Here is a 15,887-nt window from a genome sequence, read left to right on the forward strand (position 1 = left end):
CATTTCCTTTGTCCTTGAGGTGTGTGGCGCTACATCACCGCCAGGTCGCGTTTCATCATCGGACGCAAAAAAAGAGCCCCGACTAATCGGGGCTCCTAAACTCTCGGGTCCAGTTGGGAAGCTGTGGCTCTACTTCGTTTCGAAGGTAGAAGGTGCACCTGACGTCGGGTGGAAACGGAACTCGACGAAGACCGAGACTATCCAGCCACTTCCGAACTTTGATCATGGGTATGCCGGCTCGCCAAATTTCAGCGACAGTGATGTATCGCTTCGCGAATTCCAAGGCGTGTTCACGTAGGATGGAGCGTCTCAAGCGACTGTGACGCAAACCAGACCTGGTCCGAGCGAACGGTAAAATCTGGTGATGCGCAAGCCGCGATACCGCCGTTTCACCGATCGCAAGGAGTTCTGCTACCTCTTCGACCGACATGTGGTCTTTACCAAAAAAAGGGTGAAGTCTTTTCAGGCTGAAGAGGTCGACGAGGAGTGCGTCGAACATTGGAAGTCCTGGCAACTGCACGGCTGCGACCTCCTCGTTGACGATCTTCATTAGTACCTCTGGCAAGGTCCAGTCGGATTCCAAATACGCGTCTACCAATGTCACGTAGTCCGGAGATGGAGCTTCCGAAACTGTTGGAGCGACGCCATTGATCCGATCGATGAGGTCGTCGACAGCTCCCCGGCGAAAAAGTGCAGAGTATCTCTTCTCGCCATGTCGCCCGGCCCGCCCAATAAGCCCGGCTTCCTCGAACGCGGACAGGTAGCGGTTTCTGATACCCGTGAGCTCGAAGAGGCGCACCTGGCCAAGGAGGGCATCACGCGATCTATAGAGCGCTTCCAGGGTACAAGCGGAAATCTTGTGGTCACCTGTACGAGCGCCCTTTCGTACACCAAACGTTCCGGAGCGTTTGAGGTCGCCGAGAATGGTGCGTGCGGAGAGACCATAAGTACGAGAGGCACTTTCGAGGGTGTGCCAATGCCGCTTTACTGGAGAAACTCCGAAAACTTTCGGGTCGTCTGGCCCTAGGGGTTCCAGTTCAGAAATGATGTCAACAATGAGCTGTCGCAGGGGATCGAGATCGCGCCCCATACTGATTTGCAGAAGGTGGCGAAGCTTGCCCAGCAATCTTGCTGCGCCGAGTTCGCGGCCCGGTCGCACCATGTTCGCGTGCTGCGTCTGCACCATCTTCCGCAGACCTTCTTCGCCAGCAGCAACGATCGAATATCCCGTCTGCATCACAGACTGTAGTTCGTCTTCGTTCAACCCGCTCTGCTTTCCCTTTGGACCCTTCTCGGCGTAGACCCCCAGCGTCTGACAGACCCTAGCGGCCATTCCCATTTCCATTGCATCAAGAAGAGGGCATGGAATTCCAGGCAGGATACCAATGCGTCCGATAAAGTAGATTTCTGCGTCCGAGGGCGCACGCCTTGAGACAGTGAACTCATACTCACTCATGAGTTCCCAGGCGTCCGACACCGCGAGGGAGTAGTCACCACGATGCTCACCCATGGTGTCTTTATCGGCAATCTGCACGAACGAAAGATCGTGCCGATGGCAAGTGCGGATCATGCCGGCAATGGTGTCCAAGCGGCACGCTATTGCGGCATCTGGGGAGAGGTGCGGCAACGTTGCCATATCTTCACGGGCGCAAGCCAGGCACATGCGCATCCTTGTTCGCCTTGAGGCGAAACTTGATAGGCTCTGCCCGTTGAGTTCAATCCAGCCTTCTGCGGATCTACGGATGGCGTTGCGTCTCAGATCGGCGAGGTTGGCGCCGCAGAACACCGAAAAGCGCCGTAGTTCCTCATCGTCACCTGCAGCGATCTTCACAAAATCAAGAAAGAAATCACGACAAAATTCTCGTGCGCTGCCGGCGCCATTCATGGCGGCCAACCGGGATGCAAGGCTGGCAGGGATTTCATTTTCCCGCAGTTCTAGCGTTTCAGTTAGCGGCTCGGGATCTGCAGACGATTGTTCGTTGAGTTTCACTTTTTGACACCCCGCTCTGAAAGAAGTTCCGCGAAAAGCGCGCCCGGTGTCACGAGCTTCCAGTTGGACGCCAGGAAGGGGTTGGCGGTTGGGAGACAGCCGACCTTCCGAGCGTAAAAGGCCGCAAAGTGTTCAGGTCCGACCATGTCGTCGACTTGCGCGGCCAACAGGATCGCCTCGCGACACACCTCGAAAGCCAGACCTCGGTTGTAGTTGCTTGCCAGGATCAGGCGGCCGAAGAAGTCAGTCTTCTTCTCGATGCCTATCCGCATCTGCGCGATCTCACCGTAGGCATCCAGCGCATCGGCAAGGTCCAGCCGGTCGTCCGCGTTGTCGATAGACATAGGTTTCAGTTCGATGAAGGTGCAACGCTCTCGGATGAAGTCCATATCCGGGCGCTCAAGCACCTCCTGCAGCGCCCTGGTACCGCTCAGAACGAGTGGCAGTGGCCAAGTAGCGAGGTCCAACAGATCGCGAATGTGCGAGAAAATCTTGACCTGAGCTTCTTGTCTTCTGCTTGGGGCTACACGTTCGGGCGTCAGCACTCGCTGAAATTCGTCGATGTGAACAAGCCGAGGGCGTTTGAGGCCAACGCGCGTATAAAGCCTGCTCATGGTCATCCCGGCACCCAAGGCGCGTGCGGGGAGAAGATTCATCGGCGCCAGAAGGCTGCGGCCGAGTTCCTCGATCGTGAAGAAACTCGGCGCTGTTACCGCGAAGGGAGCCGCAACCTGCTCATTGAGCGGCGCCGGCAAGGGGGAAAGGTGTCGGACAGCGTAGTCAATGCAATAAGTCTTTCCCGTCCGAGCAGGAGCAATCACTACAACAGCCTTTGCCGTTTGCCGGTTTTTTGGCGACCACGGCTCGTCTGGATCCCGGCGGACAAGGAGAGCATGGTCCAAGCGATTGATAGCGTCTTGGATCGTGTTCAAATCCGCCGTGTCGAGCGGGCTTTGGAGCATGGCCTCTGCCAGTGAGGCCGTGTCAGCCTCGGATAGTCTTTTGCTCATTTTTCATCCCTACGGAGCTTGAGCGGCCGACGCGTTGATGGTGATGGGGGCTCTGGCGTCGGCTGGTTGCCGGAGATCTGGACACCGGAGGTCTCGGTCGAAGGACCAGGGAAATCGACCCCGATGCGCCTGTTGCCGTAACTAGGCGCCACTGGCGTCAGAGGCGGCGCGTTATTAACCATCCGGATCCGACACTGTTCGGAATGCGCCGCCAGCCGTTCCTCGGTCCAGATTTCACGATCAAGGCCCATGGCGCGCTCGCTCCGACGCACCTCGTTGGTGATGTCGACAAGCGCTGGTCCCACGTGCTCACGGAAGTCGATGGCGTCTTCAGCAGCAAACGTGGTGCGAAGGTGCTTCTTGAACTCGAGCCATTCCGGCAGGGGCATGCCCCGGAACTCGGTATCGAGAGCCGCTACCGTCAGCCACTCACCGTCTATCTCTACGGAAATCCAACCCAGTTCGTCCGGGTCAACTCGGATGTTGACATTGATCAGACCGACATGGCGCCGGTGGTGAACCAGCCACTCATTGTCGTACCGGATGTGCTCAAAGGTAATGCCTTCGGCAGTCATAGGCCGGGAGTACTGCGCCCCAAAAAACACTGTCAGCTGATCTTGCGACGGCGGCGGCTTCGCATCCATGTTGCCGGCGAGCGCCTGGACTTCGCGGAGAGGGCTCCGGCGCAGCCCGTCGTTTCGCGTCCGGTTATTGTAGACGTCGACCACGTAGCGGACCATGAGCATCAGGAAGGCTTCAAGCTCCATGTGGGCGCGCTTTTGCCCTTCATGGTCACCCGCATCGACGACGTTACTGAATGCCCTCGCGATAAAGGAGCTGATAAAGCCCTTATGCAATGTCGAGAACACGGACTCGATCAGACCTCGAAGATGAGGCAGGCCGCTAGCTGCAAAGAAGTGGCTGCCCAGAGCTCCGGCAGTGGTGTGAAAATCGTCGGCTTGGAAGGCAGGTCCAGCGTCCGTGACGATATTGTCGAACCCGAAATGCAACCACTCAGAACTGCAGCCCGCCCACGTAGCCAGGCGAGCCTTATCGCTCACCGCACGACGCAGTCCTACTCTGGCCGTGTACGAATTCTCCGTTGTGCTGAAGGCAAGGCTAGGAATGTACCCAGTGGCCTTGTCGACAAGAGCGAAGACGTAGATTCGAGTGCTCAGAAGCTGATCGATGAGCTCGGGCGGAACTTCGGCAAGAACGTCCGCCCGCTTCAACAACAGGTATAGCGGGATGTTCCAAAAGTCCGCTTCTACCAGTTCGCCGACCCGGGTGAACAAGTGGCCCTCACCGAAGGGCCCAAAGTTATAAAACTCAGAAATCGCACCATACCGACCTCCGTATTTCATCGCCTCGGGCAGCTTCGCAACATGGCGGCTTACGGTTCGACGATCCGGCACGTTTTCCCGTACTTCCTCGGGAAGACCCTTGTTGTGTTCTTCGATCGCCGCCTTGATCAGAAGGTGGGCGCCATTTATTGTGGGTCTGTTTGCTGCCGAATGTTCTTTCACAAGGCGCCGAATTTCGCTTCGAACATGCGCTGAAACCCGTTTCCCGCCTTTGGTGCAGTTCTCCACGCGCTTGCGGGCGACCAGGATGTCGTTCGTAGACTTCCAGCTGTCGAAGTGTCGGCGGATCGTTCGCGGCGCTATCGTTACATCGATTGTCAGCGCATTCTGCTTTTTGGCACCCACTTGCGCCTTGCGTTTGCGCTCCGCTGGACTAGCGTTCGGATCTCGTAACCAGTCGAGTATCAGGCCCTCCACCTTCGGCTTGTTCTCTTCAATGAAGGGGGTCAGGGCGGCATCGCCGCAGCCCGAGAATAGATTGGCCTCATGCGCCTCTTTGATCAGGCTGAACCAGATTTCCTTGATACGCAGATCAAGACGGACGGGCTGTGGCAGAATGTGCTGGCCGTAGTTGTTCTCTCTTTCGACCCGGATGTCTCCGCTTTCCTCACCTTGATCGAGGTTGTCCCTCGTCAGGATCAAGAGATCTCCGTTAGGCTCTCCAAGCACCCAGCCCTCGACAGCAGGCCGAATGACCCGATGAGCGAGGCCACCAATGATCACACGATCATTGGGTCTCACGCGGTCGTGCATGATCTTTGATTTTTTGGTCTGAGACGGCGGCTTCTGCCGAGATTTTGCCATTAGACGGACGTCGCCTTGACCATGGTTTCGGGAAAGATCGCCTCGGGCACTACGGAAGCGAGCTTGCCGTCAAACAGCAGTCGTGCCGTTGAGCGAAAACCTCCCTGAAAAGGAGCGACCAGATCTTCGATCGAAACGTCACGATTGAGGCCCTGAGCTCGAGCGAGGACGAGTTGATCCAGGTGCGTGTCAGAATCCTGGCGCACCGAATGGAAGAGCCGAGCGTTGTGAACCAGCCAAAAGGGCATGTCGGCTTCCGTTACCAACCGGATGGAATCGGCAAACCCATTCAACTGAGTGGACATCTGCGCAGCCTGCCGTGAGATGTCTTTCTTCCACACGCGCTCGGCTGTCTTGACCATCACCACGATCTTCCGACCGTCGGTGAAAGTGATGACCAAATCGAAGTAGGTCGAGCGCTCTGCACCGTCTTGGTCGAAGTACCGAAAGATTGGTGCCTGACAAACAACCGAAGCGACCTCCTTCTCGGAGAACGCAAGGAGCACCGCCAGGTACTCTTTGTCGGACTCGCATTCGCGAAGCACAAACTCGATGGGATCGAGAATGTACCCGGTGTTGCTCCCGCGGTTGTGGCGGGCGATCTTTCTTCCGCCGACCTTCAGCGTCGGCACACGTATAATGCGCCCGTCCACCGCCGGGGGCGTGGGCTGGGAGCTCCAGTGCTTCCAGGGACGCGACCTGTTCTTCATGGCAAGCAACATCGTCGGCTACCGCTTCGGCTTGAGGTGTGGAGCCGGGCGTTCGCCCGGCGAAGGATCAATTTGCGTCCACATCAAGCTGTTCGACTGCGTCTTTGACCCAGCGTATGAAGGCCGTGACGCTGGGTGCTGCGGCGTTGATCGAACCGGCGAGGCGCTCCGCTTCCAAGTGACGGCCAACGGCATCCGGACGAAGGTCTAGGTACCCGGCAGCGACGCCCAAGGCGTAATTGTGCACGAATGGCACCCAAGACTTCGGAGGGCCCTTGGGCAGATCGAAATGAAGCATCGGATGGTCATTGCGCCCGGCCGGATGGCTCCCGCGCGCACCTCCTCGGTAAGGGAGACGGGCGTGCGCCTTCGCCGAGCGTAGGTGCCTTCCGCCATCAGCGGCATAAGCTTTGGCTGGATCGCTATAGTGTTGCATTGCGGTTGTTCCCAGACGCACAATTGCGTCGATGGGAAAGCGCTAAAGGACGCGTTTGGTGGAGGCCAATCGAGGTTGCGCCGAAAATGCAGCTTAAAAAGTGCTTGCAGGAGACAACATGACTAAGACGGTGTTGAGCCTGCGGGATCAGGCTTCCGAAATCACGTGACCGAAGACCTTTTGTGGCTCTGCTCGGGTTTTCCTGAGTTCCTATGCCAGTGGTAAATATTTGCTTTCGCTTTTGTGGCTTGCCAAGGGTGGGTGCATCATTGCCTTCGTTCTAGCGGAGCCGAATGATGAGTACATATCTCGAAGCGTTGAAAGCCAGGCTGTTGAAGCACGGTAACGCCGCGGTCGACGATCTGAATTCTGACCTGCAGGTCGACGATGGTGTCGATCTGACCGAAGTTTCGCAAGATCGGGCGATGGACATTCTCCTCGATGACGGCTGGGTAGCGCGGGAAAAGAATGCGTTCAAGAAGCTTCCTCTCGATGCGGTCTTCGCCATCGTCTCTGAGGACCTTCACGACGACTACGTCGACGAAATCCTGGAAAAAATCTGGTTTTGCCTCCACGACAGGCTGACGGACGACGAAGAACTCATCGAGGAAGTAAGGCAAAAACTGGAAGCAAAGTATCGCCAACACGCTGCGCAAGGATTCCGGCTTTAATCCTTTCTAGAGAGACCTTGTGGTGACTGAGGCAAAAGTGTCGAGGGAGCCATGATCACCAAACGAGCGAACGCTAAATCACCGGATGCCAAGGGAGCCCAACGACCCCAGAAACCGAAGAGCCACCTACCCAAAGGGCCCTACGATCCCAACCTAACCGTGAACGAGGTGCTGACATTCGTTGACGTGGCGTGGATCATCAAGGACCACAAGAATGAGGGACTGAAGGTCAGCCAAAAGCGCATCGGTGAGGCCTTAGGATACTCACCTGGTGCGTTCTCGAAGCTTCTGAAAAGGTTGAACACACGCTTTAAGACTGCAATCACAAAGCAGGCCGTAGGCGCTCACGAACTTCGCCTTACCGAAAAAGGAGAGGAGATCTATGCCGTGTGGTTGCTCCAGCGTCCCTACCTGGCGCGGTACTACGATCTTCGAGAAATCGACATGATCCCTTTGATCGAAAAGGTGTCCGGGTATTTCAACAACCTCATCAACGAGGCGATGGAGCCAGAAGTGGACGAGGAGGAGGAGAGGAGGAACGAGCAGCAGCGCAAGGTTTTGCTTCGAATGAAGAAAAGGCGGCAAGCATCGCAGATCCCTCAAACCGCGGCGGATAGGCTCGATCAGAGAATTGCCCGTATGAAATCGTCAAAAACACCGGTCCGTGCTGACGGGGAGCAATCTATCGAATTGGACGCTCCTGCCGATGGCAGCTAGTCAACCTCAACGCCCGCTATGCCGCGTCACTAGATCCTAGGAGGTGGTAGCGGGACAGGGTACGCACCCAACTCCAATCAGGCGCCACGGCATAGACTTGTGACGTGGTGACAAAGGCTGTGCCCAGGTTGGGATGGTCCAGGGCCAGTCCAGTCAGGGCGAGGCTAGTTACCTCTACAGGTTGCCAGGAGCGGAGAAGTGGTGCTCGCGTGAGTTCCTCTACCGTCGGTCCGGCCCCGCGCGCTTCGGTCAGAAGTTGATGGGGTTCGACAAGCGCGGCCGCACCGGCAAACTCACCTCCTTCGGTCAGTCGGCGGGTGCTATGGCGGCGCACTTTTGGACCTATGACTACATTCTGCGGAATGCTCGCTGAAATGGGCGACTTCTGGGTCGAGGGCTTCGAGGACGACACGCGGCGGATGGTGGGGGCCGCACGCCAGTTGCTCGATGTGATGAAGGATCCGGGCGGGAGAGGGCTTCCTCACGAGGAGCGGGATTCAGCAGACGATACGACACAGATTTTCTTCGTCTATCGCGCCCCTGGGACTAAATGTCGGTACCGACACGTTGATCGCCAGGCGAATTCAGGGAGCCGCCGAGAAGCAAATGGGCAACCTCGGTGCCCGTCATCGACTGCTTTTCCACCAACGTTCGCGCCAGGATCTCGATCAGGCGAAGGTGCGTCTTGGCCATGTCGATCGCGACGGCGTGCAGCCGTTGAAGGTCGCTTTCTATTGCCTCCCTCAGGTCGGGGCTGTGCTTGATCAATTCGGCAGCGCTCTTGCCGAAGCCGTGCCAGGTCAACCCATCTTTCAAGCCAAGGCTCGCATGTAGGTCAGCGATCGTTTGCGTCGCCTGTGCAAGGTCAGATTCCGGTCTTCCGCCAGACCCGCTGCTAGGCGCTCCGAGCAAGACGATCTCCGCAGCCCTTCCGGCCAGCGAGCAGACCACCTGATCTTCCATCTCTGTTTTCATCAGGATCGTTGGTTGCCGACCCGCAAAGGTAACCCGCCCTCCACGACCAGCGGCCCGCCTGATCGACACCTTTGTCAGCTCATAGCCCAGCATCATCCCGATGATGGCGTGCCCGGATTCATGGACCGCCACCCGCAGTTTTTCGGTATCTGATCGATGATCTGGCGGATGGATCTGTTCCATCATGTCATCGATCGTCATCGGTCGATCCTCGCGCCGGCACCTTCGCCGAGCAGACCTAACCCAGTCCATGGCTTCAGCAGCCGAGGCCCCTTCGCCAGCTCTGGCGAGGGTCAATAGCGACGCCTCAGGAAGATCGGATCCCAAGTGTGTGCGCAAGACGTTGACAAGACCGGCTAAAGTGGGTGGCCCGATATAAACGGCCCGTTCAAGCCTGCCTTTGCGGAGCAGAGCTCGTGAGATATCACCAATTCTGTTGGTTGCGCCGCAAACGATGACGCCGTCTCGCGCCGACACTGCAGAATCAAGCAACAGCTGTAGGTCCAGGATCACCGGCATCCACCAATCCTTGCCCCGCTCGGAAATCGTATAGGGATCGGGGTACGAATCGATTTCATCGAGGATCAAGAGGCTTGGCGCCGACGCTGCCGCTTCTTCGAACATTTGGCGCTGCGCCTTGACCACCGATCCCAGATCCCCCGACGACGTTGCAAACAGCTCCGCCGTCGATTTGACCAACGTCGTCAGACCACAGGATTGGCCAAGAATTCTAGCAAAGGTTGTTTTGCCCGTGCCGGGCTCACCGTAAAGCACAATGCCGCGGTCGACGGCGCTCCATCCAATCTTGTTCGCGCGCACGTCATTGATATCCCGCTTGAGGTCGAGCCCCCACTCCCTTGCCTCGCCATACTCGATTGCAGATTCGAGCGTCGGCAGTGCAATGGTAGAAGTGTTAGACTTCCCGCGGACGCGGTCGGCAGCCTTGACGATCCGATCGGCTGCCTCTTTCTTGGTGACGCCCTTCGGCATACAGGCGCAGATGGTGTCGAAATCCAGGCCGAGCAGGTCAAGCGTCAAGAAGTGGCGCGGCAGACGGCCGGTCAGGCACAAGTTCATCACAGACGCCAGTAGGGATGCCGAGGGTCGCGATATACCGAATTCGTGCGTTGCGGCAGCAATTAGCGTGTCGGGCAGACTGGCAGGCGAAGCAGATATGCCGATCACCCGTTCGCCTCGGGCGATCAACGACGACATCTCGGCGCCGACGGTGGCAGCGTCTCCATGCTTCTTGGGCGAGTCAGGAAAGAAGACAGGTACCTTGCTGACATGGCCTATCGCGGTCTTGATAGGTTCGACCCATTGTTGGGAAGGCACTTTGACGACCGCAGCGATCGGGCCGGTCCCTGCAAACAGCCGCTTTCCCCGCGTGCCGAGGGCTTGCAGGAGTGCGACCTCGGCCAACGCGGCCCTGGCATTGATCAGCTTGTCGGTCGTTGCTTGGGTCGTCGCCTCGATTGCGTCCGAAAGATTTTCCTCGAGCGTTTCCATGAACGGTCCATTGATATGCACAGGCGAAACTGCCGCTAATGAGGGACGGGCCCGTGCCCAGGGTAGGTCAAGCAGGCGGGTCGATGGATTGCGGCTATGCCGTGTCGCGGGGGCCGAGAGAATAGTAGCGGGAAAGGGTGCGGGCCCACGTCAAATCAGGGCACAATGCGTAGACCAGGGAGGTCGTAACCCGAGTTGTACCCAACTTGGGGTGCTCCAGTACCAGCCCGGTCAAGGCGATGCTTGGGACGCTGATGGAGCTCCAGTTGAGGAGCAGCGGTGCTTGGGCCAGATCTTCCGCCGTTGGGCCCTTGCCCTGCGCGATTGCGTTCAGATCCGTTGCTAAACGGATGATCTTTTCCGACAGGTCCATTTTACAGTCCGTTGAGATGCCACACGGGCAGGGCGCCGTAACCTGGTGCCGCAACGTGGTGGTGGGGGTGGGGTTCGGGAGTGGTCGCGAAGGCGTCGTTCGGCGCCGGCGCTTCCGCGCGGTCACCAGGGACGCCGATGTTTTGGCGTCCCTGAAATCAGGTCGTTAGCTGGCGAATTTCGGCTGGGGAAGGTCGACAAGCGTGGCGGGCCCGATAGGCCTTGTCAGGTCGACGTCGACGATCCCTGCGGCGCTCAACTGCAGAACTGCGCTGGCAGGGTCGGGGCGCCCGATTTCACTCGCGCATTGCGCCAGGCTGGACGGTCCTGAGTCGATCAGGAACGCCAAGAGACGCAGGCGTTGATCGGCGGTAACGTGCATATCGAGAGTGCCTTCGATGAGGCGAGGAAGAGCTGGACTTCGTCGATATGGACGAACGCGACGCGGTTCACCAGTTGCTTGCGTGCGAACCGGAATGCCGCATCGCGGTTCTTGAACGTCTTGTTGTCGAGAGTGACGCCGGCAGCCAGGTCGAGCGCAAAGCCGGCAAACGAGAAGGGTGATCGCGCCTTGACCGAAATCAGGAGGCAGTCGGAGGTGCCGTAGCCCTTGAACTCGTCGCGGCGATGGAACTCGCGCTCGAGGAGGCGGGTCTTGCCGGCGCCGGAAGCACCGAGCACGGCCATAACCCCGCCCTCGGACAGTCTGCCGACATTGCGGTGCGGTCCCTCCGCGACAGCCTCGAAGTGTCGTATTTTGGCGTCGACGAGATCATCCATAGCCTTTCCCACAACGTCGTCGCGAGGATTCTGGATGTAGGTCTGGGTGATCCTGCGAATGCGGCTGGCGGCGCTCATCGGTGCGTCCGGCAAGCAGGCGCTCGAGAGCGCCCGCCCCAATTAAGTCGTTCCGCTCGGCCATTAGTCCTCCACACCGTAGTTCGAATTCGTGGCCGCGGTGCTGCCAATGTCCGCGAGATCGGACGTCGCTTGTGCAACCGATGTCCCGTCGCTCCTCGTCGGCGCGGGGAGCGCTGCCGGCGCATCGGCATCATCGGTGTGCAGAGCCTGATAGCCTGCATCCACGTCGTCCGACTCATCGACCCTGAAGGTGCTGAAGAGGTCACGCTCGAACCGCTCAATGTCCTGTCGGGAGATCACGGGTGATGCGATCCCGGCGCGACGTCACGGCCCTTGCCGCCAGGCCGCGGATGGCCTGCATGGCCGCGTAGATGACCATCTCGTGAACCTTTGCCTTGGATTCGTTCTCCTTGCGGATGCGCATCGTCGCCATGAGCCACTGGGTCATCGAAACACCGTCGAAACCCTGGCGCTGACACTTTACCGAGATCCAGCCATGCTCTGTCTTCACCGAGACGTAGCCGATGTTATCCGGATCGAGGCGCACGAACACGGGCTTGCCCATCGATCGGCTACGCATGCGTTGCAGGTCTTCCGACTGGTAGTTCAGCCCTAGGACGCGAATTCCGTGCCCGCCGATGCGGCGTTCGAGCGTCACGCCGAAAATATGGCGTGCCACGTCGTCATCCGGCGGAGGCAGGACGCGATACTTCTTCTGGAGCTCCAGCCACGTGTCGTAGGGCGTCGCACCCTGCAGACCGGCGTGCGGGCGCCAGGTGGTAGACGTCGACGATGAAGCGGACGATCGCACGGCCGAGCTCCTCGTAATCGAGCACGGCGTTGGCTTCGGAGTCGTAGTCACCCTTGACGACGACGTTCTCAAACGAGCGCCCGGAGTAGCGCGAGATGAGCATGTCATGGAGCGTCCGATAGAGGCGCTCATGGCGAGCACGCGCCGTGGGGCTCTTGGCCGGCGTGATATGCAGGCGGGCACCCAGGTCGACGTTTGCGGCGCGGAACGAATAGTCTAAACGCCCGCGCAAGCAACCTCGAGCCACGCGTTTTATGAGAGCGACATCGACCGTTGAAACCTCAGTGTCACGTCCGCACAGGCAACAAGGGCAGGCGGTAGGTCTGCGACGCTCGAACCTATGCCGACGAACAGCTGAGCAGTCGAGAGCGCCTCAGCCGCACGGTCATCGGTGCGGTCGCTCCCCTTCTTTCCTCCCGGGTAGGCACACACTTTGGCGCTCGGTAGGCGCACGGCTACTGCGGCCCGGAGCGCTGTGAGCCATTGCATGCTTGGAGCGATAACGATGATCGCCTTCACCTGACCGATCCTAGCCAGCCGCTCAACGCGCCGTGTCAAGAAGAGCCGTAGCGCCTCGTCGGCCAAAACCACGCGCGGGTTCTTGAAGCGCTTCTTTCCCTTGCCGACCAACTGCACGCCATCCGTGTTCGAGGCGGCTTCCATGACCAACCCCTCGTCGTCCCTGTCAGCCATCGATGCGCACTCCCGCTCGGCGACCTAATCCGTACCACCTGCTGAGGGTACGTGCCCAACCCGCGTCCGGGTCGATAGCGTACAGGCCGGACGTCGCGACAAATGGGCGGTCCCCGAGTATTGGATGACCTGTGACGGCACCAACAAGGCTGCTGGTTACGTAGGGTGTGAACCGCCAGTCACTGATAACGGGGGCGTCTACCAGGGCACCAAGTATATCGAGGTCTCCTGCCTCCAGGCGGCTCAGGTCTTCGGCGAGACTCACTATGAGTTCTGGACGAACGAGAAGAGGAGGGCGCGTCATGGGAGTTCCAGTCTCTGATCGCGATCGACAGTGGGAGGTCGCGCCGAATAGCGCGACCGAGTTCAGTGGAACGGCGTGAGCTTCGCTCGGGAGCTCAGAGACCACTGCCTCTGCCGTCATCCCCGAGATTGCTCGCCATCGAGTTGGGAAATCCACGTGATGCGCAGGCACGAACCAAATCCGCTTCGCTCCAGTCCGCAATCGAACAGGCTGTGGAACCGTCGATTTCGCCGCAGACGTAGCGCCAGACGATTGTATCTTCCGACGGCCTCTGCGGCTGGAGAAGCAGCGCACGCCTTATGCTGCGAAACCGCACGAGTAGTGCCCGCGCTCGGGCTCGTGTCTCTGGATCCGTTGCCACTACTGAGCTCCGGACCAGCCATCTGCTCACCAGCTCGAGACCGGCATCGTCATCAAAGCGGACGAATGCGAGATCCGGTGGTACGGGCGGGTCCAACGTGAACACCGCCGCCGCTCCAAGTACCCGTAGCGTTTGCACCAGATCGGCAAGATCGGGGTGCTCGCCAGGTAAGCACGATGCACCCTGCGACGATCCGGTCATTGTGACTCCACTCGTGGAAGAGGGAACCGAATTCGCGCCGAGAGGCGCGATGTTCTGCACATGGGGTTGCCGCCTAGGGCGGGCGCCGCCCGTCACGGGTGTGCGATCTCAATGGTCGATTCAGGGGAAAGCGGAACCGCCGAATCCATCTTCAGCACGCCGACGGCGACGAGGTGAAGAATTGCCGAAAACGGCGAAGCGTGGCTTATGGCAGAGGCGCATTCGAAAAGAGTCGAATTTCCCCTCTCGATCAGGTGCACGAGAATTTCCATTCGCTGCTCCATCGTGACCTCGACTCCCGTGGCATCGTCGATGGCGCGCGCACAGTCTAGTCGGGGCTGCTTTTGCACTGCCGCCTCTGGGATCAGGAAGCAACTCCTGCCGGACCAAGACGCGAGCCGCTTCAATTCCAGCAGATCGTCCTTGCGCCCGTGCCAGACTCGTTCGGGAGTGCACAGAAGGGTATGACGTTCGGGGCCGAGACCAATGCGAAGGATGACAAGGTCGGTGGAATCAAAAGCCCGGCTGCGGGCCAGTGTCTCGACCAATTCATCTGAGCCGAGCAGCTCTGCTTTTGGGTGCGCGTTGATGAGGGTGACCGCATTTCGTTGGAGTCGCCGGGTGACGAAACTCCGGTCGATTTTTCCGGGGAAGCGACGGGCAGGGGCTGCGAGCCCTGCCTGCGGTTGACCGCAAGTAGAGACATAACCTCACTCCTGGGCCTCGAGGCCACAATTCAAGGCGGCATTAGCCGCCGGGTTTCTCGGAAAATTCATGTCCGCGGCGGGGTGGCCTTCCGCCGGTTACGTGCGTGGAGCTCGACAGCCATGGTTAACAAATGGCCGGAGTTGACGATGTCATTTATGCAGCATTTTGCTGAAAATAGCAACAAAGTGTACTCCAAATCGGCACACTTTGTTAGGTTATGGTTAACGCTGAGGTTGGGCGCGAGAATTCTTGACGTTTGCTAGGGCGCAACGGACAATCCTTGTAAGCAAGGATTCTCGATGATCACAGGCGATCAGCTGCGGGCAGCTCGCGCGTTGCTGAATTGGACGCAGAAAGAGCTGGCTGCCAGGGCGGGTGTAGCCACTCGCACGATAAGGCTGTTCGAGTCGGGAAGCCGCAATCCGTACGCGCAAACAATAGCGCAACTCCAGAGCGCACTCGAAGACGCGGGCATCGAGTTCCTAACGACAAAAGCCGGAGTAGGGGTGATGCTGCTGCAGAGGGCCTGAGTCCTTGTGCCTTGACCCATAGCGGCACGAATTGAACCATAGAACTTAAATGACAGGCGGCGAACCGAGGTCAGTCCATCAACGGCGGCAAACATCAGTCCTCGCCGTCCGATCAACCTCAGCCTTAAAGCAGGCGCGTCGAGGTCGTTTCCCAGATCTCTCGCGGCCACTTGTGGCGCAGGAGCGGTGGTAGCCGCCTCTGGTGGCGGAAGCTCACGGTCGCGCCCAATCGAGATTTTTTCCCCCATATGCGGAGGGTTCTGCGCCCATGTTGGCAGAGACTGCCTCATTCTGAAATCGGACATCACACTCTAGCTAGTCCAGATTGGACTAGTAACGGCTAGACTAAGCTGGACTAGACAGTCCTCAGGACAATGACGAATTTGGTACCTGCGTTTCGAAACCCCTAGCGTCATAGGCCGTGGCCGACGAGGAACGCCACGCCGAGCCGCGCTCGAGTTCTGTTTCGGTATGCATGCCGAGTTCCTTCTGAGTTCATCCGGCGACCTATAGGATATCGACCGGCGCCTACAACCTCGGCCTGGTGCACAAGGTGAGCGACGGAGAGCGCAGCAGGGCCGCTGAGGCCTCCGGCGATTGGGCCGGCTGTCTCACATCTACAAGCCAGCGGACGCCAATGGTCGGTAGGAGGAGGTGACGATTTTCCCCATCGTCCAGCGCTAACGCCAGACTCGGCGGAACAGCAAATACGCGCCTATGGCGATGGCGGCTGCCAGCACCAGGAGGAACAGAACCACGAGGGCCACTGCGCCGAACAGTGCGGCCAAGGTATCCCAGAACCCCACTTGGGCAATGAGGATGGCAAGGAGAATAATCAGCAATATCGGCACAGTGAAATC

At 58.9% G+C, this 15,887-nt stretch carries 18 protein-coding genes; 3 read left to right on the forward strand and 15 right to left on the reverse strand.

Annotated features, from left to right (window positions below):
- Positions 1-82 precede the first annotated feature (82 nt).
- The 4 genes from QQK18_RS19070 to QQK18_RS19085 all read right to left on the reverse strand — a co-directional run bounded on the left by QQK18_RS19070 (position 83) and on the right by QQK18_RS19085 (position 5,890).
- On the reverse strand, positions 83-1,990 hold the full coding sequence (locus QQK18_RS19070; RefSeq protein ID WP_284341952.1) for a TniQ family protein: 1,908 nt from the start codon (positions 1,988-1,990) through the stop codon (positions 83-85).
- Positions 1,987-3,000 (reverse strand): ATP-binding protein, encoded by a 1,014-nt coding sequence (locus tag QQK18_RS19075; RefSeq protein WP_284341953.1) that lies wholly within the window; start codon positions 2,998-3,000, stop codon positions 1,987-1,989. The genes QQK18_RS19070 and QQK18_RS19075 overlap by 4 nt, the downstream gene beginning before the upstream one ends.
- Entirely contained in the window at positions 2,997-5,006 is a 2,010-nt protein-coding gene (locus QQK18_RS19080; RefSeq protein WP_284341954.1) for a Mu transposase C-terminal domain-containing protein, read from the reverse strand. Before QQK18_RS19080 ends, QQK18_RS19075 begins: the two co-directional genes overlap by 4 nt.
- A gap of 161 nt (positions 5,007-5,167) precedes the next feature.
- Positions 5,168-5,890 (reverse strand): hypothetical protein, encoded by a 723-nt coding sequence (locus QQK18_RS19085; protein WP_284341955.1) that lies wholly within the window; start codon positions 5,888-5,890, stop codon positions 5,168-5,170.
- A gap of 720 nt (positions 5,891-6,610) precedes the next feature.
- Between QQK18_RS19085 and QQK18_RS19090 the strand changes: the two genes are divergently transcribed.
- Together QQK18_RS19090 and QQK18_RS19095 are read left to right on the forward strand one after the other, a co-directional pair.
- Positions 6,611-6,985, forward strand: a complete 375-nt coding sequence (locus QQK18_RS19090) for a hypothetical protein (protein ID WP_284341956.1) — start codon at positions 6,611-6,613, stop codon at positions 6,983-6,985.
- A 51-nt stretch (positions 6,986-7,036) separates the two neighbouring features.
- Entirely contained in the window at positions 7,037-7,702 is a 666-nt protein-coding gene (locus QQK18_RS19095; RefSeq protein WP_284341957.1) for a LexA family transcriptional regulator, read from the forward strand.
- Positions 7,703-7,718: 16 nt separating this feature from the next.
- On the opposite strand, the gene QQK18_RS27605 is transcribed toward QQK18_RS19095, so the two are convergent.
- The 10 genes from QQK18_RS27605 to QQK18_RS19135 form a co-directional block, all read right to left on the reverse strand.
- The gene (locus tag QQK18_RS27605) at positions 7,719-8,114 is read right to left on the reverse strand and encodes a DUF6634 family protein (protein ID WP_379995857.1); all 396 of its coding nucleotides are present in this window, start codon (positions 8,112-8,114) and stop codon (positions 7,719-7,721) included.
- A gap of 134 nt (positions 8,115-8,248) precedes the next feature.
- Positions 8,249-10,186 carry an AAA family ATPase gene (locus tag QQK18_RS19100; RefSeq protein WP_284341958.1) on the reverse strand — a complete coding sequence of 646 codons (1,938 nt, stop codon included), beginning with the start codon at positions 10,184-10,186 and terminating at the stop codon, positions 8,249-8,251.
- 94 nt (positions 10,187-10,280) lie between these two features.
- On the reverse strand, positions 10,281-10,559 hold the full coding sequence (locus QQK18_RS19105) for a DUF6634 family protein (protein WP_284341959.1): 279 nt from the start codon (positions 10,557-10,559) through the stop codon (positions 10,281-10,283).
- Positions 10,560-10,894: 335 nt separating this feature from the next.
- Positions 10,895-11,416: an ATP-binding protein gene (locus tag QQK18_RS19110; RefSeq protein ID WP_284341960.1), complete on the reverse strand. Its 522-nt coding sequence runs from the start codon at positions 11,414-11,416 to the stop codon at positions 10,895-10,897.
- A 63-nt stretch (positions 11,417-11,479) separates the two neighbouring features.
- The gene (locus QQK18_RS19115; protein WP_284341961.1) at positions 11,480-11,719 is read right to left on the reverse strand and encodes a hypothetical protein; all 240 of its coding nucleotides are present in this window, start codon (positions 11,717-11,719) and stop codon (positions 11,480-11,482) included.
- Positions 11,697-12,098 carry a Mu transposase C-terminal domain-containing protein gene (locus QQK18_RS19120; protein ID WP_284341962.1) on the reverse strand — a complete coding sequence of 134 codons (402 nt, stop codon included), beginning with the start codon at positions 12,096-12,098 and terminating at the stop codon, positions 11,697-11,699. Before QQK18_RS19120 ends, QQK18_RS19115 begins: the two co-directional genes overlap by 23 nt.
- 4 nt (positions 12,099-12,102) lie before the next feature.
- The gene (locus tag QQK18_RS19125) at positions 12,103-12,462 is read right to left on the reverse strand and encodes a hypothetical protein (RefSeq protein ID WP_284341963.1); all 360 of its coding nucleotides are present in this window, start codon (positions 12,460-12,462) and stop codon (positions 12,103-12,105) included.
- Positions 12,463-12,482: 20 nt separating this feature from the next.
- Positions 12,483-12,923, reverse strand: coding sequence for a hypothetical protein (locus tag QQK18_RS19130; protein ID WP_284341964.1), 441 nt, complete (start codon positions 12,921-12,923; stop codon positions 12,483-12,485).
- On the reverse strand, positions 12,916-13,347 hold the full coding sequence (locus QQK18_RS27610) for a DUF6634 family protein (RefSeq protein ID WP_379995865.1): 432 nt from the start codon (positions 13,345-13,347) through the stop codon (positions 12,916-12,918). The genes QQK18_RS19130 and QQK18_RS27610 overlap by 8 nt, the downstream gene beginning before the upstream one ends.
- Positions 13,348-13,881: 534 nt before the next feature.
- Positions 13,882-14,337: a hypothetical protein gene (locus QQK18_RS19135; protein WP_284341965.1), complete on the reverse strand. Its 456-nt coding sequence runs from the start codon at positions 14,335-14,337 to the stop codon at positions 13,882-13,884.
- Positions 14,338-14,796: 459 nt separating this feature from the next.
- Between QQK18_RS19135 and QQK18_RS19140 the strand changes: the two genes are divergently transcribed.
- On the forward strand, positions 14,797-15,027 hold the full coding sequence (locus tag QQK18_RS19140) for a helix-turn-helix domain-containing protein (protein WP_284341966.1): 231 nt from the start codon (positions 14,797-14,799) through the stop codon (positions 15,025-15,027).
- 680 nt (positions 15,028-15,707) lie between these two features.
- Here the strand turns inward: QQK18_RS19140 and QQK18_RS19145 are convergent.
- Entirely contained in the window at positions 15,708-15,878 is a 171-nt protein-coding gene (locus tag QQK18_RS19145) for a hypothetical protein (protein WP_284341967.1), read from the reverse strand.
- Positions 15,879-15,887 lie beyond the last annotated feature (9 nt).

It is taken from the genome of Devosia nitrariae (genome assembly GCF_030160115.1).
Lineage (GTDB): Bacteria > Pseudomonadota > Alphaproteobacteria > Rhizobiales > Devosiaceae > Devosia > Devosia nitrariae.